Origin of the sequence: Paenibacillus sp. FSL R5-0912 (assembly GCF_000758605.1) — a bacterium.
Taxonomy (GTDB): domain Bacteria; phylum Bacillota; class Bacilli; order Paenibacillales; family Paenibacillaceae; genus Paenibacillus_AQ.
In genome coordinates this window covers 4,585,271-4,611,672 of the sequence record NZ_CP009282.1, presented here as the reverse complement: position 1 = coordinate 4,611,672, position 26,402 = coordinate 4,585,271, and the positions used below count along the sequence as shown (strand labels likewise).

The window sequence follows — 26,402 nt, the reverse complement described above, 5'->3', positions numbered from 1 at the left end:
AAATCATATCCTGTTAAAATTCCTTTACTTCTCGGAAGCCCTTGCACTTGTACAGGCGAAGAGCGAAACGTCGTCGCCCAGTTGTCCTTTGTCATTCATCCCCCAAGGGTCAGAAGCTTTCGTCATCCTTTAATAAAAGACCATGATTCTATAGAAACGATACTTTCACAAACTTTGAACTGGGGGTGGATGCAAAGATAGGCGTCGGATTCAAAACTAGACATATCATAAATAATAGTACATACCTTTTCATGTTACTCATTCGGAAAAATTCCTTAATAGTTGATGTAATTTTCAATTACACTTTCTGGTTTAATTTGGTCTAACTAAGTTTCAAAGCGGCTTTAAATTTGACTTATATAGAGTGAACTTAAGAATCTGACTTACTGCATCAGTGAAGTCCTTGCTCAGCAAGAGGTTCGCTCACCGGCTCGCCAACATTGTTAAGTTCAGCTTATATAGTGACATTATTCATGCAATATATTAGTAATTTATGGTAAAGTTCTTATATCAAAAAAGAAGGGATTGGTATTATTGAAAAAATTAACCTTGTATGCATTTTCATTTACATTAATTGTGAGTCTTTCTCTCTCTTCGGTAGTTTTGGCTGCTCCAATTGATAATAGTACATTGAGACAGGTGCAAACATCTGGGGCAGATAAGACTTGGGTCGGTGAATGGCAGGGGGAGGATACAATTATCGTTGACTCCCTTGGCAATGTTACTACCTCTGGGGAACTCAAAAAAACATCAAGTTTAGTATTTCCAACAGAATCTACAACTATCCGAGACGTATTAATTCAACCGGACTTACTAACTCCCACTTTTGAACTCCCAAACGAATCTTTTGCCACCTTGGCATCCGATTATGGTCATGCATGGCCCTATTCGGCTGTTAATAGTTCTGCAGTTAACTGTTATGGTTATGCTACCAAAGCCCCATGGAAAATGAATCCTGGCGATGGAGATGGTGTTTCGAATCTCGCAGATTCACAATATTTTTGAATGTAAATTATGTTGCTAACCTGGTTGTCCAAGATGGAAATACAAATCCATTATATTTTATATCTGGCTGGCGAATACTAAGTAGCAGAACTGCTGCCGTTAACGCCGATGAACATCGAATAGCTTTAAGAATAGGTTGGATTGATACCAATGGTAATGGTAAAGTTGACCTTCCCGACCAGTATGGTTTTGGTGGAGATAATGTCGATTATCATTTTATGCTTCAAAATAGCACAGGAACCTGGTCAGAAAAACACGGTCCAAATCCATCGCAAAATACTGGAATTACTGATCCAAGTAATTTTATCTGGAGCAATGGTATCTACTATAATTTTTATAACAGTTCTACGGTTTATATTGCTGCCAAGGTTCACTAATATCTAACACACATACAAGCGGTGGTTGTCATTTCTGCCGCTTGTTTATCTTATTTTGATAAAAATATATTTCATTAAGAACTCAGACTTAATTAACGTTTTTAAATAATCATTTTTAACAAAACTCCGCAATCCGCTACAGTCATGATCATCTTTCTCTAGAATATCCTTTAATAGCGCTATCCCCTTATCGACTGGAGAGTCTTTATCTTTGATGTTATGAAGTTGAACGAAGTGCCGGACTCTAAGGGATGGTTACTTGCGGTTGTGGTTTCTGTTATCGCAATTATTGTTACCACTATTGTTTGGGGTGGCTTTAAGGACTGAGGATCAGCTTTATTTGAATTTTCCGCTTGCTGTAGCAGTCCCGCTACTGGATTGTAAAGAAATGATTATGAAATTAATGAATGAAATGCATAATGATTTGATTGTGGTAACGGAGGAGCTGGGTTTTGGATTTGTTCTGAGTGAAGATGAATATTCAGATGTGACGATAGAGTATTGGAAGAAATGAGATCGCCAAGTATCACCAAAGATTCTTTATCCGCGGAATCACGTTAGCATCTGTTAAGGAAGACAGGCTGCTGTTCCATCATGCAGATTAATAATCAGAGCAAAGGAGATATAACATGCTACCATCACTTGCGTTTCTTAAACATCAATTAGAGGGGATTCTGCGTAATAAATTTGCCCAGGGGCACCAAACCTCCGGTTATCTAGCCCGGTTGGGACAGCTTCCCGCAAGCTATGATGCCTATTTAGAATTCGCCCATAGCTTGGCTGATATTCCAATGCGGGACAATTGGCCTTACTATGAGCCGGATGATTTGGAGGAGATATGGCGGGAATGCGACCCGGATAGACCTCTAGGCCAGATCGGAGTATTGAATCTGAAGGACAGCTCCAAGCGTGTAGAGGCAGGATTCCTCGCTTCAGTCTGTGGTTCAATGTTGGGCAAACCGATCGAGATCAATCCCAGTTTGTCTGAATTACGTCAAGCGTTAATCTCGGCAGGCGAATGGCCGCTGAATGATTATATTTCTGAAGAAGTTCTCCATGCCTTGGATCGTCGTCATTGGTCCTGGTTCGAGACAACGCGGGGGCGGATTCGTTATGTAGCACCTGATGATGATATCAATTACACCTTAATGGGAATGATGGCGTTAGAGCAATTTGGTAAGGGTTTTACGAAAAGGAATCTAAGAGATTTATGGATCAATCATCTTCCGATAAGTACAACGTGGGGGCCGGAGAGGGCCATCCTGATTCGGTCGGGGATTAGCTATTTGGAGCATGACCGGGAACGATTCAATCCTTCTGAAATAGAGGCTTGGCCCGACTTCCTGGTGCAAGATACAGAACTATGCGGGGCGGCAATTCGTGCAGATGCTTACGGCTATGCCTGCCCCGGTCAACCCGCTCTTGCCGCTGAGCTGGCTTGGCGTGATGCAAGTTTTACACATCGCCGGACGGGGATTTATGCCACGATGTTCATTGCCGCTGCAATTGCTGCCGCACACGTACTGCGCGATCCGCTTGAAATACTAAGCACTGCACTACAATTCGTACCTAGAAGGAGCCGATTCTATGAGATTACCGAGGATTGCCTGCAGATGGTAGGGAATGCAGATAACTGGCTGGAAGCTTATCAGGGCATTCATCAGAAGTATGCGAATTATTCCCACTGTCAGGTGTATCAGGAAATGGGTACTTTAATGAATACATTTCGATTTGCAGACAATGTCGGTGACGGGATATGCAAGCAGGTCATGCAAGGCAATGATACGGACAGCTTCGGAGCAACAGCAGGTTCGCTGCTCGGGGTGTATTTCGGCTCGGACAGCTTGGAAGCGAGATGGCTTGAACCTTTCCAGGACCGGATTCATACGGGGTTATCTAACTTTCATGAGCAACAACTATCCCGCTTGGCTGAGCGCATAGGGCGTTTGCCAGAGCTGTTACATACCGGCCAGCACCGAATTCAACCCAGCGAGCTGTATGTGAATGAGAATTTGGGTATTTGAAGCAGGATTGGCTTGGCGGTTAGGTCTGGAAGTGTAAACATGACTATAGCTGAGGAAGGACTAGATACATATGGGAAATATTGTACGGCAAGTTATTCATGAATGGAATCCATGCGGTTTATTACCAGAAGCACCTATAGATGAGTTTGATGCTGAAATTGAAAAAGTCGTCCAATCCCTAACAGCTGAAGTGGTTAAGCATTTGATATTCAAAGGTGACTTTGAAGTTATATCTGATAAATGTGTCGAGGATAACATGGACGAATGAAGACAGGATTTTATCGCTAAGGGGATCAATACGCATGACAATACAGGATGTATTGAAGGAAGTTGTAAAAGAAACCATTGCTCCCTTGTTTAAGGTAGAGGGGTTTAAGAAGCAGGGCAATAACTTTGCCCATGTTTGTTCTAACATCTCTGCGACAGTGAACATTCAGTCATCAAAGTGGAATACACAAGATGAAGTTGAGTTCTTTTTCAATACAGGCATTTATATAGAGGAATTATTCGGAACAGTTTATTTATACCCGAAACCATCTTTTCCAATGGAAATAAACTCCGTTTTACGGATACGTGGCACAGAACTAACGAAAAACGATAGTTGGTACAGATTGACTATCAATACTAAAGTTGAACAACTTAAACGAATGATAATGAAAGACATTACAGAGTATATACTCCCTCACCTTCGGCAGTTTGAAAGTATTAACGATGTAATCAAAGTAATGGAGTTACGAGAGAAAGATGGGATTTACGAGAATCCCCACTACTTAACGGTACTCTATTGCTCAATAGGTGACATGGAAAAAGCACAGGCTCGCATGACAAGAGTGTTTAACGAACTGAAGCTAAACTCTCAAAAAGAGTTTGCTACAGGATTGGCTTACCGATTAGGTCTGCAAGTGCAATTACGGTGAACCTTATAAGAAAACACAATGTCGTCGTTTGGGAGGTTCGTTATGCGATTTACAGATAATCTTCTCTAGACAAGAGGCGATTAACGTGGATAACAGAATGGTTCATGGCATACATATGCGGATGTTGCTTTTATAGGTATTATTTGACTCATTTAAGGGACACGAGATAATGATATCAAAGATAATTTGCTAAATGAAGTTACTAACACTTACTCAAATGAGCTATAGAATTGTCTGGAGGCTGAATATTCAGTCTCCAGATTTCTTCAGTAGGAGGTAATTCATGAAAAAAATGAGTATCTTTTCAATTTCAATTATACTTTTAGTCATTTTGATTTATGTATTTGCCAGACCAAAACCAGATATCATTAGTGTTAATCTTGTGTCCGAAACGAATGAGATCACTTACTCTGACAGTGAAAGCGTTCAAATCTTCGAAGATGCTATAAGAACTGTTAAAAAAGTACGCGGGTCTGTTGATGTGGGTCCACCAACTTATCGAATGACTGTTACTTACGCTAATTCTAAAGTTGTTGAATACAGCCTTTATATGGATTTTAAAACCAAAAACGGTTTCTTGATTAAACAAAGTAATAGTGAAAAGATGCTGGACTTAAAGGATCATAATTCGGAAGAACTCGCCGATCTGTTAAGTAAAGAAAACAAAAAATAATTTCTAAGGTATAGGGTCTGCTTATTTTTCTAAGTTATTGAACTTCTATAATATCCATAAGTAAGACATGGATTAGGTATGCGAAACTATGAGACACTAACTTCCCTTAGTGTCTTTTTTCCTTTTAACGGGTAATACTGACTATGATCAAAACCGCTTAAGGAGGCTACATAAATGGAGAGCAAGGAAGGCAAACAGCCTAATCGATTAATAATTAATCAAATATTTTTTGAAATGCCAGGAGGTCGTTGTCCTAGTGAATAATATATTTGATCTATCACATTCAAAAGAAATTTTAGTGCGCATTGATCAATTAATGCAAAGCACTCAACCGCAATGGGGTCGAATGGATGTTGCTCAAATGCTAGCGCATTGCTCCTCTTTTCAAGATATAGCAATGGGAAAGTCCCATTCCCCAAGAAGTTGGTTAGGAATGTTGATAGGAAAATTTGCAAAACCAATTTTTTATAACGACAAACCACTTCCTCGCAATATGTCTACTATTCAAACCATAATGATTGTGGATAAGAGAGAATTTGAAGTAGAAAAAGAAAAGCTAAAACAAAATATACTAATATTACAAAGTGATGGTCCTAAGAATTGTAACAATCGTCCACATCCTTTTTTCGGAGTACTCACTTCCGAGGAGTGGGGGAAAGGGATTTACAAGCATTTGGACCATCATTTAAAGCAATTTGGCGTTTAGATTAAGTCCAACAAAAGGGAATCGATAATACTATGACAATATGCAGCCGAGAGATCGGCTGCATATTCAGCTTAAGGGCAGGATAACACTATAACTTCGGTAGGAACAAGTAAGTACTTAGACATTCTTTTGCGAAGAACAATAAGAATTCTATCCCTCGTCTCTATGTATATAATCGCTGAGTTTGAGCAATCAGAAGTCAAACACTTTGTCGTCAGTGATTTGAGGTAGGTAAAAGTTCGGAACCGCTGTTGCCTTTCAAAGTGTGATTGTTGAGGGAGGGAATATGGAAATAGAAGCGGATTATTTAAACTTTATAGTAAATAAATGAGGAATACAGAGGTTCGACCATGGTATTCGCTATGATCTCGCATGAGAATAGGGTATTAACAACAAGAAAATAATATACTCTAGTGTAAAGACATTTTTATTAACTGCGCCTACCCCCACAATTTTGGGTAAACTATCCCTAGACAATACTTTACCCAAATTATCCGAAATGAGGGGACACCCCGTGACAATTCACAAATCATCTAATAGATTAGCTAACGAAAAATCACCCTATCTCTTACAACACGCCCACAACCCCGTGGACTGGTACCCATGGGGAGAGGAGGCTTTTGCCAAAGCGCGGGCCGAGAACAAGCCGATTTTCCTTTCAGTCGGCTATTCAACTTGTCATTGGTGTCACGTAATGGAACGCGAATCCTTCGAGGACCCAGAAGTCGCAAAGCTCCTTAACGATCACTACGTAGCCATCAAAGTAGACCGCGAGGAGCGGCCGGATATTGATGCGCTGTATATGTCGGTGTGTCAGGCGCTGACGGGGAGCGGGGGATGGCCGCTGACGGTGCTGCTGACGCCGGAGAAGAAGCCGTTCTATGCCGGGACGTATTTCCCGAAGCGGCAGATGTTCGGGCGGATCGGATTGATGGATGTGCTGGAGCAGATCCACACGAAGTGGGAGCAGGATGGCGAGGCGCTGAATAAGCTGGGCGATGACCTGCTTGAAGAGCTGCATACGCTTGACCGTAAGAATGCGTATAACTCGGCTGATGTGGACGGCGGTATCCCGGGCGATGAGCTGCTGCATGAGGCGTATGAGCTGTACCGGCGCCAGTTCGACGAGGAATATGGCGGGTTCGGCAATGCGCCGAAGTTCCCTTCACCGCATAATTTGTCCTTCCTGCTGGCGTACAGCCAGATGCACAATCAGCCGGAAGCGCTCCGCATGGTGGAGAAGACGCTGGAGTCGATGTACCGGGGCGGAATGTACGACCATGTAGGCTTCGGGTTCTCGCGGTATTCCACGGACCGGGAATGGCTGGTGCCGCATTTTGAGAAAATGCTCTATGATAACGCACTCCTTGCGAACGTCTATCTGGAAGCCTTCCAGATTACCGGGAAACCGCTGTATGCGGAGATTGCCGAGCAGATCTTCACCTATGTCCTGCGCGATATGACCTCTCCCGAAGGCGCTTTCTACTCTGCGGAGGATGCGGATTCGGAAGGTGTGGAAGGGAAGTTCTACGTCTTCTCCCGTGATGAGATTGAGGAAGCTCTGGGGCTGGAAGATATGCATTCGTATTGTCATGTCTACGGGATTACCCCGGAAGGCAACTTCGAGGGAGCTAATATTCCGAATCTGCTGCAGGGGCTGCCGGAAGAAATGGCGGAGCGCATGGGCATGAACCCGCTGGGTCTGCGGACCCGGATGGAGGAATGGCGCGGGAAGCTGTTTGAGTACAGGGAGCAGCGCATTCATCCGCTCAAGGATGATAAGGTGCTCACTTCGTGGAACGGGCTGATGATCGCGGCGCTGGCCCAAGGGGCCATGGCGCTGCAAAAGCCGGAATATGCCAAGGCCGCAGAAGCGGCGGCGAATTTCATCTGGGACAAGCTGCGGCGTGAGGATGGCCGGCTGCTGGCCCGTTACCGTGACGGGGAGGCGGCGATTCCGGCTTATGTGGATGACTATGCCTTCCTGATCTGGGGACTCAGCGAATTATATGAGGCTACGAGTCAGGCGGTCTATCTGGAACGCGCTCTGATTCTTAAGGATGGGCTGCTGGAGCTGTTCCACGATTCCGAAGGCGGTGGCTTCTTCTTCACAGGCCATGATGGGGAAGAACTGCCTATCCGCTCGAAGGAATTGTATGACGGGGCTATTCCATCCGGGAATTCTGTAGCGGCGAAGCTGCTCTGGAAGCTGTCGGTGATTGCCCAGGATGTAGAGTTGAAAGGCATTGCAGAGCGTACAGCTGCGGTGCTCTCATCTGCAGCAGCAGAGTATCCTCCTGGTTATGCGATGTATCTGCAGGCTCATCTGGCGATGGCCTCCGGCGGCAGGGAATGGGTCCTTTCCGGCAAAAAAGAAGACCCGGCTCTGCACGGAATGCTGGCTCAGGTCCAGCAGGCCTATCTGCCTGACGCTGCGTTAATCGTCAACTGGGAAGGGGATAGCGAAGGCATTCTCCGCCTACTGCCTCATCTGGCGGACAAACGGGCGATTCGCGGCGATGCGACCGCCTATGTCTGCCGTAACTTTGCCTGTCGTGCGCCGCTTACGAATATGGAGGCGGTCCGGGAGCTTTTGGCCTCCGGTAATCGCGAGGGTTAGTATATAACACAAAGAGCAGCCTGCGGTTTGGGCTGCTCTTTGTGTTAAGTGCTTTGCCAAGAATATCTTACCGGACGAAAGGGGCATAGAACGAATCCGCAGGAATTGCCTGTGCGGCTCTACGCATATGTTCGTTCATGGCAGCAATAATCCGTTTACCCGGCCAATGGTCCGGCAGCAGTTCATCCGGGAGATAAGGATCGGCCATAAACAGCCCGCTTAACTCCTCTCCCATCTGCAAATATAGCAGGAATAGCTGCAGAGGCTGACCCGCATGGAGAGCTTCGTGTAAAGATGGAACGAATTCTTCCTGCAGCCAGACCGATTTTAGCTGATACATGGCTTCAATTTCGTCCAGATGCCAGATCGCTTGTGCTTTGTGCGGTGTAATGGAGCCTTCCTGGAATTGGCCTTGCAGAATGGACACCTTACCTTCCAGCTCCAGCTTCTGGATATACGCTGCGACTTCATCGCGATAGTTCCAAGGTGAAATGTACACACTGTTATATAGAAGACCATAGCCCAGCTGTCCGAGCGCCGTACGGAATTGGTCGCGCTTCTTGCGTTCAGATTCAGGAACCTCCAGCATGACCACATCCCAGGTGTGATCCCACTGCTCCTGATACCGGGCGGGCTTGCTGTTAATCGCTCTAATGTAAGCGAGGCCCTCGGCAGTAACGTTGTACCAGGAGCGTGACGGGGAAGCGATATAGCCTTCCTTTTTCAGACGGGACAGGGCATTGCGGATATAGGTGGAGGTATATCCCCTTTGCTCGTAAATCTCAACAAACTGCTGGGCGCCCATCTGCTCCACCTTGGATACCAGGAACAGCATGGTTTTCTCAACGGACAGCAATGTTCTTCACACCTCTCTTGACAGCTGGCAGAAATGAATATATCATAAAAACGAACGAACGTATTAAAAATAGTTATATTGTATCGATTCACTAGCATGTCTGGTTTCAGAGCAGCTTGGTGTCATTGTAACGTAAACTTTGGGTTTTTGCACGATTCAATCGCTTAATGCCCATTGAAAATAACAACGAAGAGGAGAGACAATCTATGAAAATTATCTACCACGGCCATTCCTGTGTGCAAATTGAGGTGAACGGCAAGTCACTGATTATCGATCCGTTCATTAGCGGCAATTCCGCTGCTGTCACGAAGGTCGAGGATATTAAGACAGATGCCGTGCTGTTGACGCACGCTCATGGGGACCACATTTTGGACGCTGCACCGATTGCTGAGCGCAATAGCGCCCCAATTGTAGCCACTGTGGAATTAGCTTCTTACTTCGAAGGGAAGGGTGCCAAGACGATTGGCATGAACATTGGGGGGACGGTGGATCTTGGTTTTGCCAAAGCGACGATGATCCATGCCTTCCACACCTCCAGTATTACACTCGAAGACGGACAGCGCATCTATGGAGGCACACCTACGGGTTTCATTATTGAGGCTGAGGGACGGACTATCCTGCATGCGGGAGACACTGGGCTATTCAGTGATCTGAAAATGTTCGGGGAGCTGTACGAGATTGATCTGGCGATTCTGCCGATCGGCGGGCATTTCACTATGGGACCTGAGCATGCACTCCTTGCTGCGAAATGGCTGGGGGCCAAGAGTGTGCTGCCGGTACACTACAACACCTTCCCGCCGATCCGCCAGGATGCGGGAGCTTTCGTCCAGGCGCTGGAAGATGCGGGAATCCGTGGTACAGCACTTGCTTATGGAGAGACGCTGGAGCTGTAAGGTTGGATACAGAAAGATTAAGGATGAACTAACTGATACGTGATTTAAAATGACTAAACAGCCGTTTTTTTGCTTCCGCAAAGAAACGGCTGTTGTTATATGGCGGATGACTCTACTTGGCGAACCGGGATAGCTCCAGGTTGAATTTGTCGCGTTCGTCATAGAATAAGCCGTGGCCGCTATTCTCGAAGGGGATCAGTACCGAATTACGGATTCCTTGATGCTGTGCCTCAGCCAGCGGGAAAAAGCACACTTGATCATGAATACCGTGCAGAATCAGCGTAGGCACCAGTATCCGGGGAAGATCATCAAACAGCTCTTCCTCAAGCCAGGCTTTGGAGACAGCGATGGTAGACCAGCTTGCGGCCTCAAGCCCTAATTGGAAGAACCAGTCTGAGAACGGCTGCGATACTTTTTGATAGAAGAAAATTTCTCCGAAATCATGCAGCATCTTGGGACGATCCTCATAAGTAGTCTGAATGATCTGCTCAATAGCTTCTCTGGTCGTCCCGTAAGGGAAACCCGGCCGCTGAATCAGACTGGGGGCTGCCGAAGCGAATAGTGCAAGCCTGGAGACACCATATCCCTGGTGCCGGGCCATATAACGGATCGCTACGGCTCCGCCGGTTGAATGCCCGCCGAGCGTAATATCCTGCAGTCCCAAAGCTCCGATCACACAGCGGATGTCATCAGCTAAGCGGTTGTAGTCGTACCGGCCCAGCGGTTTATCCGATTTGCCGAATCCCCGCATGTCCATCCCGATGCAACGGTAGCCCATCGGCACCAGCTGGTTGTACTGATATTCGAACATCTGGTGGTTAGCAGGCCAGCCATGGATGAAGAGAATCGTTCGGCTGCCCAGAGGGTTGATATCATTAATATAAATCTTCACGTTCGGTTCGACTCTGATCCAATGTTCCATATAGCTTCCCTCATTTATCCGTTGTATTGTTTAATTGGGATATATTATTCAGGCGCCTGAGGAAAGTGCCTAGAATACAAGCAATTGAATTTACAGCAGCTGCATAATGCAAGGCGTAAAGGAATCATTCATAAGAAATTCAACCGAAAGGAAGGTTCATAACCATGAATAATATTCTAAGCAATGTCCGCTGGAAAGATCGAAGTACAGAGTGTGAGTTGCTACTGGGTAACGCTGGTGAGGCAGTTATAACCCCGCTTAAGGGCGGGCTGGAAGCCGAGGTGTACAAAGTTACAATGCCGGATACTGAGCTTGTGTTCAAAATATGGAACCGGGATTCCCGGCCGGATATCTCTCTTCAATATAAAGTGCTGGAGCAGATGTACAGGCACGGCTGCGCGGTGTCACAGCCGTATGCCTGGGGATTGGACCCTGAGGACAATCAGGTGCTGTTAACCAGCTTCGACGGTGTGCCCCTCAAGGAAGCGAATCCCTCAATTCTTACAGCCATAGCAGAAAATCTGCTGGATATACATAACCTTCCGGGCGAATCTTTAACCAGAATAAACGTACCCGCATATGATTTCGCAGATTACTTCTTCCCGGAGTGGGGAGGTCAGCCGGAGATCAGAAGGCTGGCGCTGGGGTTGGCAGACAAGGCTGGAATAACCTCGCATCATCTGATTCATGGAGACTACCATGCGGGCAATATTCTGGAGGCAGCCGGATCATACACCATTATTGACTGGACGAATGTCCAGCTGGGCGATCCTAGATATGATATAGCCTGGTCTATTCTAATCCTCCGGATCTATGCGGGGGAGCAGTACTCAGAAGTCTACCGTGCGGCATTTCTCGCCAAAAGCAGTTACTCAGCAGCAGAGCTTGAGCTATTCGAGGCGCTGGCTTGTCTGCGCTGGCTCCAGCTGCATAGAACTACAGGTATTCCGGTGTTTCAAGATACACTTTCAGTTGTACAGACTGTCCTGAGGCGGAATTCATATTTGCCGGAGGGCCTGCTCTGAAGCAACGCAGAATGATATTCAAACTTGATTGTGGTATGATCTGGGAAGACAAGCGTTCAATTTCAAACCGGGAGGCGGAGGCAGGGAATGAATACTAGAGTGTTAGGCGGTAAACTGAAGGTATCCGCATTAGGATTGGGCTGCATGGGCATGTCCGATTTCTACAGCGGCCGGGATGAAGCGGAATCCATCCGCACGATTCACCGGGCTATTGACCTGGGCGTTACTTTTCTGGATACGGCAGATATGTATGGTGTGGGAAGGAATGAGGAACTGGTCGGCAAAGCGGTTAAAGGCAAACGGAACGAGCTTGTGCTGGCGACCAAATTCGGCAATGTGCGCAGTCCGGAAGGGCAGATGCTCGGCATCAATGGCCGTCCGGACTATGTGAAGTCGGCTTGCGATGCCAGTCTCCTGCGGCTTGGCGTTGATCATATTGATCTATATTATCAGCACAGGGTAGATCCGAACACGCCCATTGAAGAAACCGTTGGTGCGATGGCCGATCTCGTTGCAGCAGGCAAAATCCGCTACATTGGGCTGTCTGAGGCAGGGCCGGCTACTATCCGCCGCGCTCATGCCATTCATCCGGTAACGGCGCTGCAGACCGAATATTCCCTGTGGAGCCGTGAGGTGGAGGACGAGATTCTGCCGCTTGTCCGCGAGCTGGGGATTGGCTTCGTGCCGTACAGTCCGCTGGGACGCGGTTTCCTGACCGGACAGATTCAGAGCTTCGAGGATCTGGCCGAGGACGATTACCGCCGCAACTCCCCCCGCTTCCAGGAGGATAATTTCAAGAAGAATCTGGATCTTGTGGAACGCATCAAGCAGATTGCTGCCGGGAAAGGCTGCGAGCCCTCGCAGCTTGCGCTGGCCTGGCTGTTGAAGCAAGGGGAGGACATCGTGCCGATCCCGGGAACGAAACGGACGAAGTATCTGGAAGAGAACGTAGGTGCACTGGATATAGAGCTGACCGCTGAGGAGCTGCAGCAGATTGATGAGGCTGCGCCTCAAGGGGCTGCCTCGGGCATGCGTTATCCGGAGCAAAGTATGAGAAGCTTGAATCTATAGCAGCTGCACTTCGGGAACCAGCTAAGAGTGTGCGTTTTATGATAAAAGAGGAGCCGCGTAAGGCATGCGGATCCTCTTTTTTGGATGCAGGTAATCTTCAGCTGCTGCCTATACAAGGCAAGCTACTTATTGCGCTCAGGGTTCTGCGGCTTCACGCGGGCGGGTCTGGATACCCAATTGCTGCGGTTCATCGGCTTCACCGTATCAATCCGCGGATTCGGAGTCTCCAGGGGGCTGATGTCCTCTGACGGAGCCGTATCTGCTGCGCCTTCGGATTCTACGTTAGCGGGGGTCTTTTTGGACAGGCCGGCACCATTATGTTTGCCTCTGTTCCACACTCTGTTCTTGCTCATCGTTACACTCCATTTCTATTCACTTATGCATAAACCATATCATAAGACGGGAAGTTAAGAAAGAACCTGATGCAGCTATGGGTAGCCGCAGAGAGTCACAATCCTTCAGGGAGAATAGTCTGCTGAGCTGTGAAAAATAACACTGAGCACAAAAAAATGCTTTTGACAAGTTATAAATTGTACTATTGGTTTACATAAAAGGTGACTATACTAGTATAGAATTGAAAGGAGAGCACTCTGATGCCCATCAAGATTATTACGGATAGCGGTTCCGATTTACCCCCAGATTACGTAGAGCAGTACGACATTTCCATTGTTCACTTACCGGTTCATTTCGGACATGAACTCATGCCATATGATACGGACGCGAAGACCTTTTATGCGAAGATGCATGAAGCGAAGGAGTTGCCGACTACGGCAAGCCCAAGTCCGCAGGTATTCCTGGACAATTTCAAACAAGTGGAAGCAGGCACTGACATTATGGTCATCTGCATGTCCTCTAATATCAGCAGTACTTATCAGACCGCAATGATCGCCAAGGAGATGTACGAGGAAGAAGGACATCCGAATGCGATTGAAATTATAGATTCCAAGCTTTTTTCAGGCGGATTGACACTGATTGTGGCTATGGCAGCGAAATGGTCGCTGACGGCAGCAAGTCTGGCTGAATTGAAAGATAAAGTAATGCACAAGGTTGAAGAAACCACTGCTTATTTCACACTGGATACTCTGGAGAATGTGATCAAAGGCGGGCGGCTGAGCCGGATCTCCGGTGCCGTGGCTTCTGTACTGAACATTAAGCTGCTGCTGAAGATCAGCGATGAGGGAACTGTTGAAGTGGTCGAGAAGACCCGGGGACTTCCTAAGGCGCTGACTCATCTGCTGGCGAAGCTGGATCAGAAGCAGCATGATTATGAACAGGCGGTGATCGCCATTGTTCACAGCAATTGTGAGGCGTTGGCGCTGGAGATCAAGAAGCGTATTCTGGAGAAGCATCCCTTCAAAGAAATTTTGCTGTCCACCATGGGACCTGTGATGGGTACATATGCAGGACAAGGCGGAATCGGCGTTGCTTTTTAGGCTGCTGCAGCAGATTTAATGGAGAATAAGTGAATAGCTAAGCCGTATACAAGGACTTTCCGGTGTACGGCTTTTTAGTTTGCTTTGGTATAGAGGCGGAGGAATTACAGGAAGCGGGGTGGAGGGACGGCAGCGGCTAGGCACCCTGGGCTGGGCATGTGCATAGAATGTAGCAAATCCATTTATACGGAGGTCAAACATTCATGTCGACATATCATAGTGGCCCGCAAACGGCGGTTATCTATCAGGCAGACCCTGCGGTGGTCCAGCATCTGCACGGTGTCCGCGAGTCTCTGCACCAGTCATGCAAGCCTTATTTGAACCATAATGTGAAGGTACAGACCATCGATGGACAGATGCATGAAGGCACCATTGCCGGCATGGATAACAAACATCTGTACCTCACGGTGACTATAACTACAGAAATGGGACGCGGATACTATAATCCGTACTACAAGCCTTATCCAGGTCCAGGTTATCCCTTTCCGGGGCCAGTGAATAATAATGTCATCCTGCCGCTGGTATTATTCGAACTGCTGGCTATTTCGTTAATCTGAGGCGGGGCGGGCCGAGAGTTGCCCGAATGCGCGATTGAATACTGAGGTTATTGTATTAAGTGCTGTGAGTAAAGGGGATAACCTGCACATGGAAAAATAACCGGATCAGCATCTTGCCGATCCGGTTATTGTGGTACGCCCATGCTAGGCGTACCACAAAAAAACCGCCCGCTGAATGAATCAGCAGACGGTATTCAAGTTTTACATAGTAACAACAGCGGTGATCTCCTCGTCCAGCTCCAGGCGTACATTTTCACGGTAAGCGCGGATACCGTATTCGCTGTGCAGATAACGCAGAATCGATTCAATCAAATTGGATTCGACCAGGAACTGGCTGCGGCCCTGAACCCAGACCTCTGCGGTGTAGCCGGTGTCTTCGTCCCAGCTAAGCTCCACCCGGACTTCCTCCACCCGTACAGCTTTGCGTTCAGCCATATGCAGGCAGATTGCATTGATAATCTCGTCCATACTGAGTACGGTAACACTCATTAGTAACGCCCGTCTCTTTCCTGCATTCTGCGCCGTTCCTGTCTGCGCCGGAAGAAGGACATGATCATCATAACGACAAGATAAATGGCCAGCATGTTAATGAAGAGGCCGATGATATTGCCGAAAGCGCCCATGCCGGAGAACATTCCACCGAAGAGGAAGCCTGCGATCCCGCCGATCATTAGGCCTTTCATCAGACTGCCGCCGCTGAAGAATCCGCGGTTTGCCTTCGTTGTGCTTCCGGCTGTGGTGCCTTTGGTGCTATCACTTTGTTTCACATTGTTTGTTGTTGATTTCTTCGGGGTAGTGGTGAATCCCCGGCTTCCCGATTTGAAGCCACCGCCACGGCGGGCATCTGCAAAGTCAGGAGCAGTTACGGCAAAGAATAGAGTGAAAGCCATGACGATCATCATTACACGTTTCATTGATTTCATTTAATACGAGAACCTCCATCTTGTTCACATTAGTTTCTGTGTGTCTGCCCGGTAATACGCAGGTTACCCTCAGGAGGTTTCAATTTTTAATAATCACAAATAGAAATGTTAACTGGCTTCAAGGCTCCAGCAGGCCAAAAAAAAGTGCGTGGATCCAGGATCCACGCAAACAGCAGTTTCAGAGAGTTGCCTTATGCTCCGCGTATCCATCCGAGACAAGCTCAAGCGCTCCGGTTGCCGGATCGATGATCATGCCGTGAATAGGTACGTTTGGGGGGAGTAAGGGATGGCGCTTGATCAGCTCCACAGTCTGAATTACCCCTTCCTCCACATTGTCAAACCCGCGCAGCCATTTGGTCAGCTTAATTCCCGAATTCTCCAAAGTGTCGAGCACCTGCTCCGAAACACCGCGTTCCTTAATAGAATTGATCATCCGGTCCGCATTCAGGGAGGCCATGCCGCATTCATAATGCCCGACGACGATAACTTCATCCGCATCCAGCTCATACAGCGCAACCATTACGCTGCGCATTACGCTTCCGAACGGCTGGGAGATGACGGCTCCGGCATTTTTGATGATTTTGACATCGCCGTTCTTGAAATTCATCGCTTTGGGCAGAAGCTCAACTAACCGGGTATCCATGCAGGTGATGATCAGCATTTTTTTATCCGGAAAGCGGCTGGTCAGATAGGCTTCGTATTCTTTTTCCTCAACAAAATGCTTGTTAAATTTCATAATTTCTGTGACCTGACTCATGAGCGTGCTGCCTCCTCAAAGTTAAATGATAATAGACTTCTTCTGAAATCCCCTCGTACAGCTCCCACTTGGGAAGCTTACGCAATAAGTTGTTATTCATTCTACATCTTCTTGCCGCGAACTTAAAGTCAGTAATCAGAATTCCCCGGGTTCACTGTATTCATTAGAATATAAGTATTTCAAATTGAAGATGTCTATTCTGAATTTGATTATAGCCATTAATAAAAGTATCATCAAGAGGAGTGGATAAATTAGACAAGGGCAGGTGCTCAACCAATGGAACAATTGGTCAAAGAAGAGTGGGATAAATTTAAAGAGCTATTATCCAAAATCAGAGGTTATTATGAAGCTATTGGGCTCCTGGGCTGGGATTTGCGTACAGGTGCGCCGCGTAAAGGTGTGGAGATGCGATCAGCCACGCTTGGCATGCTGAGTGCAGAAGCGTTCAAACTGCAGGTATCGGAGGAGATCGGTGCTTTTACCGAATTCTTCAGCCGTCCGGAAGTGATGAGCCAGTTAAGCGATAATGAGAACAAGATCGTGAAGGATACCCGCAAGGAGTACAGCCGCAGTAAGAGCATTCCTTCCAAAAAATTCGAGGAGTACTCTGTCCTGACCGCCCATGCCCAGACCATCTGGGAAGAAGCCAAGGATAACAATGATTTTGCCTCCTTCGAGCCTTACCTGACCAAGATTGTTGAGTTCAAACAGGAGTTCATCGATTATTGGGGAGTAGAAGGCTCACGTTATGATACGCTGCTGGATATGTATGAACCGGATCTGACGGTGGCCAAAGTGGACGACATCTTCAGCCGTCTGCGCAGCCGTCTTGTTCCTCTTGCCGAAGCGATCAGTGCGTCGCCGAACAAGCCGGATACGGAATTCCTTAGTCAGATTTTCCCCAAAGAGCAGCAGGAGAAGTTCGGCCTCTTCCTGCTTGAGCAGATGGGCTACGACTTTGAGGCAGGACGTCTGGATGAAAGTGTGCATCCGTTCGCTACGGGCCTGAATCCCGGCGATGTGCGCATCACAACAAATTATCTGCTGGATAATGTGACCAGTTCGATCTTCAGCTCATTGCATGAAGGCGGACATGCCCTGTACGAGCAGAATTTCGGTCAAGAGATTATGGGTACACCGCTGGCTCAAGGCGCATCCATGGGGATTCACGAGTCCCAGTCCAGACTATGGGAGAATATGATCGGCCGCAGCCGGGCCTTCTGGCAGCGTTACTACGGTGATTTGCAGCAGCATTTCCCGGAACAGCTTGCCAATGTGGAGATGGAGGATTTCTACCGCGCCATCAATAGTGTTGGCAATTCCTTCATACGCATCGAAGCCGATGAGCTGACATACAACCTGCATATTATTGTTCGCTACGAAATCGAGAAGCTTATTTTCAATGAAGGGCTTGAAGTGAAGGATCTGCCGAAGACCTGGAACGCGAAGTATCAGGAATATCTCGGCATAACCCCTCCTACGGATGCGCTTGGCGTGCTGCAGGATGTTCACTGGTCGGGAGGAGACTTCGGATATTTCGCTTCTTATTCACTGGGCAACATGTACGCAGCCCAAATGCTAAATACGCTGCGCAAGGAGCTTCCGGAGTTCGAGGAGCTGATTGCTGCCGGAAACCTGCTGCCGATTAAAGAATGGCTCACCGACAAAATCTACCGCTACGGTCAGAGCCTGACACCCTCGCAGATTATCGAGCAGGTAACAGGGGAGCCGCTGAATCCGGATTATCTGGCGGATTATCTGGAAGCAAAGTACACTGACCTGTACAAGCTGTAAACGGATAAGTATTCCTTGCGGCTGCCGTAAGCTGGAAGGACCTCAGGGAAAGAGCTATAATAGAAGGAAACCGCAAATGGAAGGAATAGTGGGATGGCTAATACTCACACTTACAGCCGCAAGGAAGAGGTTGCGAACGCGATTACACACGGGATTGGTGCAGTATTAAGTATTGCTGCGCTGGTTCTGCTGGTCGTATATGCTGTCCAGAATGGTACGGCCTGGCATGTTGTCAGTTTCTCCATATATGGGGTAACTATGCTGCTGCTGTATTTTAATTCAACAATGGTGCATAGTCTCAGGGACGGCAAGGCGAAGGACTTCTTTGAATTCCTCGACCACTCCTCGATTTATTTGTTTATCGCCGGAACGTATACACCCTTTATGCTGGTGGCGATCCGGGGGCCGCTGGGCTGGACTTTATTCGGAATCGCCTGGGGAGTAGCGGTATTCGGCGTCTTTTTCAAAGCGTTTTTCGTCAAAAAATTCCTGTTCATGTCGACCATATTCTACATCGCCATGGGCTGGATGATCGTGATCGCCTGGAGCCCTCTGTCTGAGGTTGTAGCCAGCGGCGGCATGACTCTGTTGATGGTAGGCGGTCTGCTGTATACGCTTGGCACAGTTTTTTATGTGTGGCGCGGCTTCCCGTACCATCATGCCATCTGGCATTTGTTCGTGCTTGCAGGGACGATTCTTCACTTCTTCGTTGTATTCATATACATCCTGCCGATTCACTAAGCAGGCCGGAATTTACCTCCGAAATGCCGGTTTCGGGCAAAGAAAAAGATGACAAGCAAAAAGGCTTGACATCTTTCTTTGTTTTCGGTATCATAAGGGACGTTGTGAAGCTGTAAAGTGTTTTTCCTTGACGAAGGGAGTGCCCTTAATGAGTCAGGAGAATAGGCTCGAGAAAACCAACCGGATCAACCTGTTATTTGCTTTCTACGAACGGCTGCTTACTGACAAGCAGCAAACGTTTCTCAAATATTATTTCCACGATGATTTCTCCCTGGGAGAGATCGCAGCGGAATTTGAAATCAGCCGTCAAGCTGTGTATGAGCATATTAAGCGGGCAGAGCAAGTTCTTGAGAATTACGAAGAGAAGCTTGGACTGCTGTCCAAACATGAAGACCGCAACAGATATTTAGAAGAACTGCGCAGACTGCCGGACAATGGGATGCTGCCTGAGCAATATAAACTGCGGTTCACGGACATCGTGGATCGTTTGCAGAGGTTAGAGTAGCATGAAGGGAGCAAGCCGCATATGGCATTTGAAGGTTTAACCGGAAGATTGCAGAATGTGTTCAGCAAACTGCGCGGCAAAGGGAAAGTGTCCGAAGAAGACGTTAACGAAGCCATGCGCGAAGTGCGGCTGGCCCTTCTGGAAGCCGATGTTAACTTCAAAGTCGTCAAGGACTTCGTGTCCAAGGTGAAAGAGAAGTCCGTCGGCAAGGAAGTGATGGACAGCTTCACGCCAGGCATGGTCATTATCGACATCGTTAATAAGGAACTGACTGAGCTGATGGGCGGAAGCCAGGCGAAGCTGGCGAAGTCGAACAAGCCGCCGACCGTCATTATGATGACAGGTCTGCAAGGTGCGGGTAAGACAACCACTTCGGGCAAGCTGGCGAAGCTGCTGCAGAAGGGCAATCACCGCCCGCTGCTCGTAGCGGCTGACATCTACCGTCCTGCGGCGATCAAGCAGCTGCAGGTGCTGGGAGAGCAAATCAAGGTTCCGGTCTTCTCGCTGGGTGATCAGACAAGTCCGGTGGAAATTGCCAGACAAGGTGTTCAGCATGCGAAGGACAACAACCTTGATTATGTCATTATCGATACTGCAGGCCGCCTGCATATTGATGAAGAGCTGATGGAAGAGCTGAAGCAGATACATAACGTCGTAACTCCTGACGAAGTGCTGCTTGTAGTCGATGCCATGACCGGTCAGGATGCCGTGAATGTGGCTGACAGCTTCAACAAACAGCTGGAGCTTACCGGCGTAGTGCTGACGAAGCTTGATGGTGACACCCGTGGTGGTGCTGCGTTGTCCGTCAAGGCCGTAACCGGCTGCCCGATCAAATTCGCCGCTCTTGGCGAGAAGATCGATGCACTGGAGCCGTTCCATCCGGAACGTATGGCATCACGGATCCTCGGCATGGGCGACATGCTGTCGCTGATCGAGAAGGCTCAGGCCAATATCGACACCGAGAAAGCGAAGGAAATGGAACGTAAGATGCGTAATGCGGAATTTACGTTCGATGATTTCCTGGAGCAGATGGATCAGGTCAAGAAGCTTGGTCCGATCGACCAGATTCTTGATATGCTGCCTGGCATGAACAAAGCCAAGGGCATGAAGGATCTGAAGGTTGACGATAAGCAGATGGGACGCGTCGAAGCCATTGTTCATTCCATGACCAAGGCCGAGAAGGCCCAGCCTGAGATCATCAACCATAACCGCCGCAAGCGTATCGCTGCCGGCAGCGGTACCAACGTCGCCGAGGTTAACCGGCTCATCAAGCAGTTCGATGAAATGCGCAAGATGATGAAGCAGTTCTCCGGCATGATGGGCGGCGGAGGCAAGGGCGGCAAGAAGAACGCTATGAAGCAGCTTAAAGGCCTTGGCGGCAAGGGCGGTATGAAGTTCCCTTTCCGTTAATCTTAATAAGGTTTACCATAGATCAGATATAGTGCAACATCAGATGATCGCAAGGGTTTTGTTCTTTATAGATCAGACATAGTACAATATCAGATGATCGTAAGGGTTTTGATCTTAATCTCTTGATCTTAATCTCTTGATCTTAAAATCTTTACCCTGTATCAAGGTAACGCCGCAGTCAAGCGTATCCCGCAGGGAAGAAAAGCGTTCCTGCTCCAACATCTCAAGGTCCCGCCAGTCTGAACGCCTACGCTAGTTGCACTTAGCCGGGTGTCCAGAGGGCAGAGCCCTTGGGGCCCTCCCTTGGAAGGGAGGGTTTGGGAGGGATCGAAAAGGGTTTCCCAAACCGTTTCCAAATTTCCGATATTCTTATAAGGAGGTGAATTTCGTGGCAGTACGTATTCGTTTGAAAAGAATGGGAGCACATAAAGCGCCTTTCTACCGTGTAGTGGTTTCCGATTCCCGGTCCCCTCGTGACGGTCGTTTTATCGAGGAAATCGGTTATTATAATCCGATTGAAGTACCGGCAATCGTTAAGATTGATGAGGAAAAAGCTCTTAAATGGCTTCAAACAGGTGCACAAGCATCTGATACCGTCCGCAACCTGCTTTCCAAGGCTGGCGTGATGAAGAAGTTCCATGAGCTGAAGCAACAGAAATAATGACTGATTGCGAGGGTCCTCTATGGAAGAATTAGTTGGTGTTATTGCTAAGGCTTTAGTGGATCATCCAGAGGATGTGACCGTACGGACCGTGGAGAAGGATCACCTGATTGTCTATGAGCTCTCCGTACATCCTGATGATGTCGGTAAGGTCATCGGCAAGCAGGGGCGGATCGCCAAAGCGCTTCGTACCGTAGTTACATCTGCAGCAGTCAAGAGCGATAAACGCGTTACCGTAGATATTTTATCTTAAGTGTGCGTACAATGAGGGGCTAGGGATAGTATATCCCGGCTCCTTTTTGTTGAAATATATAAAGTTCGAAACTTTGTCAAAGGAGAGGATCACATGACGGAAGAGTTAACAGTAGGCAGACTGGTGAATACCCACGGTATCCGCGGAGAGGTCAAAATCCTGTCGCATACCGATTTCCCGGAAGTGCGCTTTGCACCCGGCAAAAAGCTGCTGCTGATTCCGGCGGACGGAAGCCCGAGATTTGAGGTGACCGTAGAATCCGCGAAAGAACACAAAGGTATGTATATAGCCAAGCTGAAGGGCTATACCAATATTAATGAGGTTGAGAAATATAAGGGCAGTATGCTTAAAGTGCCAAGCGATGACCTGGTGGAACTGCCGGAGAATGAATATTACTTCCACCAAATCGTTGGCTGTGAAGTGTACACCGATGAAGACGCCAGCCAGCCGCTGGGTACAATCACGGAAATTCTGCAGCCGGGTGCCAATGACGTCTGGGTGGTGAAGCCGGCCAAAGGCCAGGATATTCTGATTCCGGTCATCAATGATGTAGTACTTGACGTCGATATCGAGGCCAAAAAAATCACGGTGCACATTATGGAAGGGCTGCTTCCATGATCCGGATTGATGTGCTGACACTCTTTCCGGAGATGTGTGAAGGTGTATTCGGCACAAGCATACTCGGCAAAGCCCGTGACAAAGGCATCGTATCGCTGAATGCCGTGAACTTCCGTGATTTCTCAGGAAACAAGCATAACAGCGTAGATGATACGCCGTATGGCGGAGGCGGGGGGATGGTGCTTAAGCCAGACCCGATCTTTGCGGCGGTAGAGCATGTGCTGGCCTGGACCAGCGCTGAAGCAGGTGCGGCTGAATCCGCTATAGACCCGCCGGCGAAGCCCCGGATAATTCTCATGTGTCCGCAGGGCCAGACGTATAATCAGCAGATCGCCGAGGAGCTGGCGCAGGAGCAGCATCTGATCTTCATCTGCGGCCATTATGAAGGCTACGATGAGCGGATCCGCGAGCATCTGGTGACGGACGAGCTATCAATTGGCGACTATGTACTGACTGGCGGCGAATTGCCTGCCCTGACCGTCATTGACTCGGTAGTGCGGCTGCAGCCGGGGGCACTGGGTAACGAGACCTCTGCAGTAACGGACTCCTTCAGCACGGGGCTGCTGGAATATCCGCATTATACCCGTCCTGCGGAATTCCGCGGCTGGAAGGTGCCTGATATGCTTCTGAGCGGACATCATGCCAACATTGAGGTATGGCGGCGCGAGCAGGCGCTGCAGCGCACACTTGAGCGCAGACCGGATCTGCTGGAGACAGCAGAGCTTTCTGCGAAAGATAAGCTGACACTGAAGCGGCTGCAGGAGCAGGCAAGCCTGAATAACAAATAAATGAAATTTGGGCCCGGAGAAGAGTCATAGATAGCGTCTTTTTAACGTATATTACGTTAGGGAGGCGTTTTTTGTTATGTGCTGAGAAGTGGAGACTGATCAAATCCATAGAACAAATTAGCAGACACAGAAGATTCACACAAAAAATAAGAGCAAATGTGCGTTAATGCCCTTTTTTTAGGGTAATGAATAGAGGTGCCGCGATCATACATGCAGCTTTAGACGCAGCTAGCTTAATTATCGAAAGGAATGACTGAAAGTGACTACGAATACGCATGAACCCTTCAAGCCAGCCGTGGACACTGTCCACAAGGAGGCGGAGCCGCTCCGCACAGTAAGCGATATTATTGATTTCTATAAGAATCGTAAATCGTAACCCTCTAACTCAAGGAATGAACAAGACCCTGGCAGCAGGTTCAATAGGCTCAGTGATACTGTAGCAGAGCACACAAATAACCGCTAAAGACAGACGGACCTAAGGTACGCTGGCTTTAGCGGTTATTTATTTTGTGATGGATTATAGAGGAACAGGTCTATAGACGCAAAATAACCCGTCTATATTCTGATCCCATAAAAAAAGACCGTCCGTAGACGGTCTTTTTACCCGAGGCGCTAGTTTGTAACTTTGATCCGTATCCCGCGCCACCAGGGCCAGTGATTCAGCCGTTGGTCCGGGTAAGGGATACGTTCAGCATGTCATGCTTGATGTGAACGCACCTCCTTTCCTTGTGCCAAGAGTATAGCATAGCTTATATGAAAAATCCATAAAATTTGAATAATAGTTTAAAAAATAAATATATAAGGTACTTGAAAGTAAAATAATTCTGCGGTATATATAAAAATAAACAGGAAGTAACCGCCTTCCGGCATAATGTTAAAAGAGGGGGCGTATCTTATTTCGTAGGCAAGCATACATAGCTGTCGGGGTATAGCGCAGCCAGGTAGCGCGCATCCTTGGGGTGGATGAGGCCGCAGGTTCGAATCCTGTTACTCCGATCCAAAAAAACACTTCCGTCAGGGCGGTTAGCTCTGTGGAAGTGTTTTTAACTTTTATGCGATTAACGCCGGTTAAGCTCTACCCCTGTCCCTATCCCTATCCTGGCGGGTAAGCATGATGATCCCGGTGACCAGCGAATATACAGCAACAACCATAAGCAGTACTATAGCCCAAGTATAATTGCGCACCGTGTAGGTGAGCGATGTGAATATGATGAACCAGGCGATACGAAGTACTCCTTCATTAATGAAACGTCTGCCTGCTGTGCTCATGATTCCTGCCTCCTTATGAATTGTAGACTATTGTTCACAATCGTAAGCGCTTCAATTCGTATTATTATCTTAATAATACCCCTTTTCTTCGGAAAATGATACACAATGTTCACAAGTTCTTGAATTCACAGCTAATATAATTATAGACATTTGCCTCATGGCGATTGCCGTTGCCGGCTTATCCCTCCCCTCATAAGATACAGAAATACGATTGAGGAGGAATCAGCAGATGGAAGCTTATTATAATTGTCTCCATTGCAAAAATAAGCGGGTGCGCATTTTGACCACTGACGGCAAACGTCATGAAGGGGTTATTGTGGATGTGGACCAGAACAATGTGTACCTGAAAACAAAAGGCAACGGCAAAATGAAAACTTCGGCATTCTATCCGGGGGGCGCGGGGAATTATTATGGAGGGTACTTCGGTTATGGCAGCGAAATCCTTACACTCAGCCTATTTACATTGCTGGCCATTGCGCTGATCTGATCATAGCACAAATTAAAAAGTGGGCTCCTGGAAAACAGGAACGCCCACTTTTTGTGTACCGGCTGCCAGAGCCGAAGAGAATATTTGATCCAAATCCATAAGGAATGTCTAGTTATTAACGGATATTGCTCCAATCTGGGTTGTTAGTGTTACCAGCGGACCGCCACCGTTATAATCCTGCTTGCCGCCGGAAGCGCCGGCTATATGACCAAGCTCACTCTCAGCTTCCACAGTACATTGCACTGAACTGGCGAGATCGGCGGATATTTTACCTATATCGCTTGTAGCTTTAAGACTGCTGCCGCTATCCATACCGGAAATACCAAGCTCGATACTTCCTGTATTTGACTTAATAGAAGATTTGCCTGTAAAAACAGTATCCTGAAGGATGATGCTTCCGATATTGCTGACGATATCAAAGGTACCCTGCATACCGCGAAGCTGTGTGGAGCCTACATTATTATTGATCTCAATATGGTTCACTGTATCCGGAAGCTCAACTACATAATTAATACTGAAGTCTGAATGCCCGTATTCCTTCTGTGACCAGTCCCAGAGATTCTTCTTCGGACTATTCTCTCCGTGAGTAGAGACGGTCAGCACGCCACTTTTATGTTCAATCGATACTTCAGCGTGGTCAAGTACCTTGGAGGCGTCGTCGTTAGATGTACGTTCATGGACAACGACGGTGGCTTTGACAACAATCTCGTCCCCGGATGCGGGAACTAAGGTGATTTCACCCAGAACATTATCAAGCTTAAATTCAGTAGCTGAACCCGCCGGTAGGGACGTGGAGAATTCCCTGCTGATGCCCTCATCAATAATGTTTTGTTCAATCCTATCCGTTGTTGTCTGGACTGCATCTCCTAGCGTGACCGTTGCCTTGCTAAGACTCTGCTTAACCGCCTCTGCGGCCTCCTGCTGGAAGTTTCCGGACAGACGCTGCTCCAGCTGATGATCTGCTGCCTCTTTGCCGGGAAGGTCCCTGCATCCGGCCAGTAAAGCGATGGAGAAGACGGCTACTGCTGCAATAATTGCGGTGTTGTGATTTTTCTTCAATATATATACCCTCCTGAAGGTTAGTGATTTGCTTATGTATATTCATTATTATATATTA

31 protein-coding genes and 1 tRNA gene are annotated in these 26,402 nt (G+C 47.7%); 24 read left to right on the top strand and 8 right to left on the bottom strand.

The genetic code is table 11. The features are described from left to right. The first annotated feature begins 534 nt into the window (after window positions 1-534). From R50912_RS35050 to R50912_RS19490, 9 genes are all read left to right on the top strand, one after another. A complete protein-coding gene (locus tag R50912_RS35050; protein WP_156123201.1) occupies window positions 535-1,005 on the top strand; it encodes a hypothetical protein in 471 nt (156 codons plus the stop codon). Further along, window positions 1,002-1,382: a hypothetical protein gene (locus tag R50912_RS35045; protein WP_156123199.1), complete on the top strand. Its 381-nt coding sequence runs from the start codon at window positions 1,002-1,004 to the stop codon at window positions 1,380-1,382. The genes R50912_RS35050 and R50912_RS35045 overlap by 4 nt, the downstream gene beginning before the upstream one ends. Window positions 1,383-1,722: 340 nt before the next feature. Continuing rightward, complete coding sequence (locus tag R50912_RS35040) at window positions 1,723-1,896, top strand: hypothetical protein (RefSeq protein ID WP_197072944.1); 174 nt, start codon at window positions 1,723-1,725, stop codon at window positions 1,894-1,896. Window positions 1,897-2,011: 115 nt separating this feature from the next. Next, window positions 2,012-3,406 carry an ADP-ribosylglycohydrolase family protein gene (locus tag R50912_RS19515; RefSeq protein WP_042237219.1) on the top strand — a complete coding sequence of 465 codons (1,395 nt, stop codon included), beginning with the start codon at window positions 2,012-2,014 and terminating at the stop codon, window positions 3,404-3,406. A gap of 70 nt (window positions 3,407-3,476) precedes the next feature. Continuing rightward, the gene (locus tag R50912_RS19510) at window positions 3,477-3,674 is read left to right on the top strand and encodes a hypothetical protein (protein ID WP_042237218.1); all 198 of its coding nucleotides are present in this window, start codon (window positions 3,477-3,479) and stop codon (window positions 3,672-3,674) included. Window positions 3,675-3,708: 34 nt separating this feature from the next. Continuing rightward, a complete protein-coding gene (locus tag R50912_RS19505) occupies window positions 3,709-4,323 on the top strand; it encodes a DUF4304 domain-containing protein (protein WP_042237217.1) in 615 nt (204 codons plus the stop codon). 283 nt (window positions 4,324-4,606) lie between these two features. Beyond that, entirely contained in the window at window positions 4,607-4,996 is a 390-nt protein-coding gene (locus R50912_RS19500) for a YhfM domain-containing protein (RefSeq protein ID WP_042237215.1), read from the top strand. Between the two features lie 256 nt (window positions 4,997-5,252). Then, window positions 5,253-5,702 carry a DUF1569 domain-containing protein gene (locus tag R50912_RS19495; RefSeq protein ID WP_042237212.1) on the top strand — a complete coding sequence of 150 codons (450 nt, stop codon included), beginning with the start codon at window positions 5,253-5,255 and terminating at the stop codon, window positions 5,700-5,702. Between the two features lie 499 nt (window positions 5,703-6,201). After that, window positions 6,202-8,322 (top strand): thioredoxin domain-containing protein, encoded by a 2,121-nt coding sequence (locus tag R50912_RS19490; RefSeq protein WP_042237209.1) that lies wholly within the window; start codon window positions 6,202-6,204, stop codon window positions 8,320-8,322. Between the two features lie 67 nt (window positions 8,323-8,389). On the opposite strand, the gene R50912_RS19485 is transcribed toward R50912_RS19490, so the two are convergent. Continuing rightward, on the bottom strand, window positions 8,390-9,178 hold the full coding sequence (locus R50912_RS19485) for a PaaX family transcriptional regulator C-terminal domain-containing protein (RefSeq protein ID WP_042237207.1): 789 nt from the start codon (window positions 9,176-9,178) through the stop codon (window positions 8,390-8,392). Window positions 9,179-9,384: 206 nt separating this feature from the next. On the opposite strand from R50912_RS19485, the gene R50912_RS19480 reads away from it, so the two are divergent. Continuing rightward, the gene (locus R50912_RS19480; RefSeq protein ID WP_042237204.1) at window positions 9,385-10,071 is read left to right on the top strand and encodes a metal-dependent hydrolase; all 687 of its coding nucleotides are present in this window, start codon (window positions 9,385-9,387) and stop codon (window positions 10,069-10,071) included. A gap of 112 nt (window positions 10,072-10,183) precedes the next feature. On the opposite strand, the gene R50912_RS19475 is transcribed toward R50912_RS19480, so the two are convergent. Then, a complete protein-coding gene (locus R50912_RS19475; protein ID WP_042237202.1) occupies window positions 10,184-10,993 on the bottom strand; it encodes an alpha/beta fold hydrolase in 810 nt (269 codons plus the stop codon). Between the two features lie 164 nt (window positions 10,994-11,157). On the opposite strand from R50912_RS19475, the gene R50912_RS19470 reads away from it, so the two are divergent. Together R50912_RS19470 and R50912_RS19465 are read left to right on the top strand one after the other, a co-directional pair. Next, window positions 11,158-12,018 carry an aminoglycoside phosphotransferase family protein gene (locus R50912_RS19470; RefSeq protein ID WP_052416499.1) on the top strand — a complete coding sequence of 287 codons (861 nt, stop codon included), beginning with the start codon at window positions 11,158-11,160 and terminating at the stop codon, window positions 12,016-12,018. Between the two features lie 87 nt (window positions 12,019-12,105). Beyond that, window positions 12,106-13,089 carry an aldo/keto reductase gene (locus tag R50912_RS19465; protein ID WP_042237196.1) on the top strand — a complete coding sequence of 328 codons (984 nt, stop codon included), beginning with the start codon at window positions 12,106-12,108 and terminating at the stop codon, window positions 13,087-13,089. 122 nt (window positions 13,090-13,211) lie between these two features. Here R50912_RS19465 and R50912_RS19460 read toward each other — a convergent pair whose 3' ends face one another. Beyond that, window positions 13,212-13,442, bottom strand: coding sequence for a hypothetical protein (locus R50912_RS19460; RefSeq protein ID WP_042237194.1), 231 nt, complete (start codon window positions 13,440-13,442; stop codon window positions 13,212-13,214). A gap of 240 nt (window positions 13,443-13,682) precedes the next feature. On the opposite strand from R50912_RS19460, the gene R50912_RS19455 reads away from it, so the two are divergent. Both R50912_RS19455 and R50912_RS19450 read left to right on the top strand, forming a co-directional pair. Beyond that, complete coding sequence (locus tag R50912_RS19455) at window positions 13,683-14,522, top strand: DegV family protein (protein WP_042237192.1); 840 nt, start codon at window positions 13,683-13,685, stop codon at window positions 14,520-14,522. 203 nt (window positions 14,523-14,725) lie between these two features. Continuing rightward, window positions 14,726-15,079 carry a hypothetical protein gene (locus R50912_RS19450; protein ID WP_042237189.1) on the top strand — a complete coding sequence of 118 codons (354 nt, stop codon included), beginning with the start codon at window positions 14,726-14,728 and terminating at the stop codon, window positions 15,077-15,079. A 201-nt stretch (window positions 15,080-15,280) separates the two neighbouring features. Here the strand turns inward: R50912_RS19450 and R50912_RS19445 are convergent, their stop codons facing one another. From R50912_RS19445 to R50912_RS19435, 3 genes are all read right to left on the bottom strand, one after another. Continuing rightward, window positions 15,281-15,568 carry a YxcD family protein gene (locus R50912_RS19445; RefSeq protein WP_039309385.1) on the bottom strand — a complete coding sequence of 96 codons (288 nt, stop codon included), beginning with the start codon at window positions 15,566-15,568 and terminating at the stop codon, window positions 15,281-15,283. Continuing rightward, window positions 15,568-15,993, bottom strand: a complete 426-nt coding sequence (locus R50912_RS19440; protein ID WP_042242751.1) for a membrane protein — start codon at window positions 15,991-15,993, stop codon at window positions 15,568-15,570. The genes R50912_RS19445 and R50912_RS19440 overlap by 1 nt, the downstream gene beginning before the upstream one ends. 187 nt (window positions 15,994-16,180) lie before the next feature. Continuing rightward, window positions 16,181-16,759, bottom strand: coding sequence for a beta-class carbonic anhydrase (locus R50912_RS19435; protein WP_039309384.1), 579 nt, complete (start codon window positions 16,757-16,759; stop codon window positions 16,181-16,183). 276 nt (window positions 16,760-17,035) lie between these two features. On the opposite strand from R50912_RS19435, the gene R50912_RS19430 reads away from it, so the two are divergent. The 9 genes from R50912_RS19430 (at window position 17,036) to R50912_RS19390 (ending at window position 24,529) form a co-directional block, all read left to right on the top strand. Beyond that, on the top strand, window positions 17,036-18,553 hold the full coding sequence (locus R50912_RS19430) for a carboxypeptidase M32 (protein ID WP_042237188.1): 1,518 nt from the start codon (window positions 17,036-17,038) through the stop codon (window positions 18,551-18,553). 93 nt (window positions 18,554-18,646) lie between these two features. Continuing rightward, window positions 18,647-19,294: a PAQR family membrane homeostasis protein TrhA gene (gene trhA, locus R50912_RS19425; protein ID WP_042237186.1), complete on the top strand. Its 648-nt coding sequence runs from the start codon at window positions 18,647-18,649 to the stop codon at window positions 19,292-19,294. A 148-nt stretch (window positions 19,295-19,442) separates the two neighbouring features. Further along, a complete protein-coding gene (locus R50912_RS19420) occupies window positions 19,443-19,799 on the top strand; it encodes a putative DNA-binding protein (RefSeq protein ID WP_039309377.1) in 357 nt (118 codons plus the stop codon). A 21-nt stretch (window positions 19,800-19,820) separates the two neighbouring features. Beyond that, complete coding sequence (ffh, locus tag R50912_RS19415) at window positions 19,821-21,209, top strand: signal recognition particle protein (RefSeq protein ID WP_042138192.1); 1,389 nt, start codon at window positions 19,821-19,823, stop codon at window positions 21,207-21,209. Between the two features lie 388 nt (window positions 21,210-21,597). Next, a complete protein-coding gene (gene rpsP / locus R50912_RS19410) occupies window positions 21,598-21,870 on the top strand; it encodes a 30S ribosomal protein S16 (protein WP_039309374.1) in 273 nt (90 codons plus the stop codon). Between the two features lie 22 nt (window positions 21,871-21,892). Then, window positions 21,893-22,123 carry a KH domain-containing protein gene (locus tag R50912_RS19405; RefSeq protein WP_019910364.1) on the top strand — a complete coding sequence of 77 codons (231 nt, stop codon included), beginning with the start codon at window positions 21,893-21,895 and terminating at the stop codon, window positions 22,121-22,123. Between the two features lie 93 nt (window positions 22,124-22,216). Next, complete coding sequence (gene rimM, locus R50912_RS19400; protein ID WP_042237185.1) at window positions 22,217-22,741, top strand: ribosome maturation factor RimM; 525 nt, start codon at window positions 22,217-22,219, stop codon at window positions 22,739-22,741. After that, complete coding sequence (trmD, locus tag R50912_RS19395) at window positions 22,741-23,529, top strand: tRNA (guanosine(37)-N1)-methyltransferase TrmD (RefSeq protein ID WP_042242748.1); 789 nt, start codon at window positions 22,741-22,743, stop codon at window positions 23,527-23,529. Before rimM ends, trmD begins: the two co-directional genes overlap by 1 nt. 921 nt (window positions 23,530-24,450) lie before the next feature. Next, window positions 24,451-24,529, top strand: a tRNA-Pro gene (locus R50912_RS19390). A gap of 68 nt (window positions 24,530-24,597) precedes the next feature. On the opposite strand, the gene R50912_RS19385 is transcribed toward R50912_RS19390, so the two are convergent. Beyond that, entirely contained in the window at window positions 24,598-24,798 is a 201-nt protein-coding gene (locus R50912_RS19385) for a hypothetical protein (protein ID WP_042237184.1), read from the bottom strand. Window positions 24,799-25,027: 229 nt separating this feature from the next. Here R50912_RS19385 and R50912_RS19380 point away from each other — a divergent pair, with 229 nt between their 5' ends. Beyond that, entirely contained in the window at window positions 25,028-25,285 is a 258-nt protein-coding gene (locus tag R50912_RS19380) for an LSm family protein (protein ID WP_042237183.1), read from the top strand. A gap of 108 nt (window positions 25,286-25,393) precedes the next feature. Here R50912_RS19380 and R50912_RS19375 read toward each other — a convergent pair whose 3' ends face one another. Continuing rightward, entirely contained in the window at window positions 25,394-26,344 is a 951-nt protein-coding gene (locus R50912_RS19375; RefSeq protein ID WP_042237182.1) for a hypothetical protein, read from the bottom strand. Between the last annotated feature and the right edge of the window lie 58 nt (window positions 26,345-26,402).

What these genes read in the sequence shown, in the direction of transcription:
- R50912_RS19515 (WP_042237219.1), top strand. Translation starts at nt 2,012, where the DNA reads ATGCTACCATCACTTGCGTTTCTTAAACATCAATTAGAGGGGATTCTG.
- R50912_RS19510 (WP_042237218.1), top strand. Translation starts at nt 3,477, where the DNA reads ATGGGAAATATTGTACGGCAAGTTATTCATGAATGGAATCCATGCGGT.
- R50912_RS19505 (WP_042237217.1), top strand. Translation starts at nt 3,709, where the DNA reads ATGACAATACAGGATGTATTGAAGGAAGTTGTAAAAGAAACCATTGCT.
- R50912_RS19500 (WP_042237215.1), top strand. Translation starts at nt 4,607, where the DNA reads ATGAAAAAAATGAGTATCTTTTCAATTTCAATTATACTTTTAGTCATT.
- R50912_RS19490 (WP_042237209.1), top strand. Translation starts at nt 6,202, where the DNA reads ATGAGGGGACACCCCGTGACAATTCACAAATCATCTAATAGATTAGCT.
- R50912_RS19480 (WP_042237204.1), top strand. Translation starts at nt 9,385, where the DNA reads ATGAAAATTATCTACCACGGCCATTCCTGTGTGCAAATTGAGGTGAAC.
- R50912_RS19475 (WP_042237202.1), bottom strand. Translation starts at nt 10,993, where the DNA reads ATGGAACATTGGATCAGAGTCGAACCGAACGTGAAGATTTATATTAAT.
- R50912_RS19470 (WP_052416499.1), top strand. Translation starts at nt 11,158, where the DNA reads ATGAATAATATTCTAAGCAATGTCCGCTGGAAAGATCGAAGTACAGAG.
- R50912_RS19465 (WP_042237196.1), top strand. Translation starts at nt 12,106, where the DNA reads ATGAATACTAGAGTGTTAGGCGGTAAACTGAAGGTATCCGCATTAGGA.
- R50912_RS19460 (WP_042237194.1), bottom strand. Translation starts at nt 13,442, where the DNA reads ATGAGCAAGAACAGAGTGTGGAACAGAGGCAAACATAATGGTGCCGGC.
- R50912_RS19455 (WP_042237192.1), top strand. Translation starts at nt 13,683, where the DNA reads ATGCCCATCAAGATTATTACGGATAGCGGTTCCGATTTACCCCCAGAT.
- R50912_RS19450 (WP_042237189.1), top strand. Translation starts at nt 14,726, where the DNA reads ATGTCGACATATCATAGTGGCCCGCAAACGGCGGTTATCTATCAGGCA.
- R50912_RS19445 (WP_039309385.1), bottom strand. Translation starts at nt 15,568, where the DNA reads ATGAGTGTTACCGTACTCAGTATGGACGAGATTATCAATGCAATCTGC.
- R50912_RS19440 (WP_042242751.1), bottom strand. Translation starts at nt 15,993, where the DNA reads ATGAAACGTGTAATGATGATCGTCATGGCTTTCACTCTATTCTTTGCC.
- R50912_RS19435 (WP_039309384.1), bottom strand. Translation starts at nt 16,759, where the DNA reads ATGAGTCAGGTCACAGAAATTATGAAATTTAACAAGCATTTTGTTGAG.
- R50912_RS19430 (WP_042237188.1), top strand. Translation starts at nt 17,036, where the DNA reads ATGGAACAATTGGTCAAAGAAGAGTGGGATAAATTTAAAGAGCTATTA.
- trhA (WP_042237186.1), top strand. Translation starts at nt 18,647, where the DNA reads ATGGCTAATACTCACACTTACAGCCGCAAGGAAGAGGTTGCGAACGCG.
- R50912_RS19420 (WP_039309377.1), top strand. Translation starts at nt 19,443, where the DNA reads ATGAGTCAGGAGAATAGGCTCGAGAAAACCAACCGGATCAACCTGTTA.
- ffh (WP_042138192.1), top strand. Translation starts at nt 19,821, where the DNA reads ATGGCATTTGAAGGTTTAACCGGAAGATTGCAGAATGTGTTCAGCAAA.
- R50912_RS19405 (WP_019910364.1), top strand. Translation starts at nt 21,893, where the DNA reads ATGGAAGAATTAGTTGGTGTTATTGCTAAGGCTTTAGTGGATCATCCA.
- rimM (WP_042237185.1), top strand. Translation starts at nt 22,217, where the DNA reads ATGACGGAAGAGTTAACAGTAGGCAGACTGGTGAATACCCACGGTATC.
- R50912_RS19385 (WP_042237184.1), bottom strand. Translation starts at nt 24,798, where the DNA reads ATGAGCACAGCAGGCAGACGTTTCATTAATGAAGGAGTACTTCGTATC.
- R50912_RS19380 (WP_042237183.1), top strand. Translation starts at nt 25,028, where the DNA reads ATGGAAGCTTATTATAATTGTCTCCATTGCAAAAATAAGCGGGTGCGC.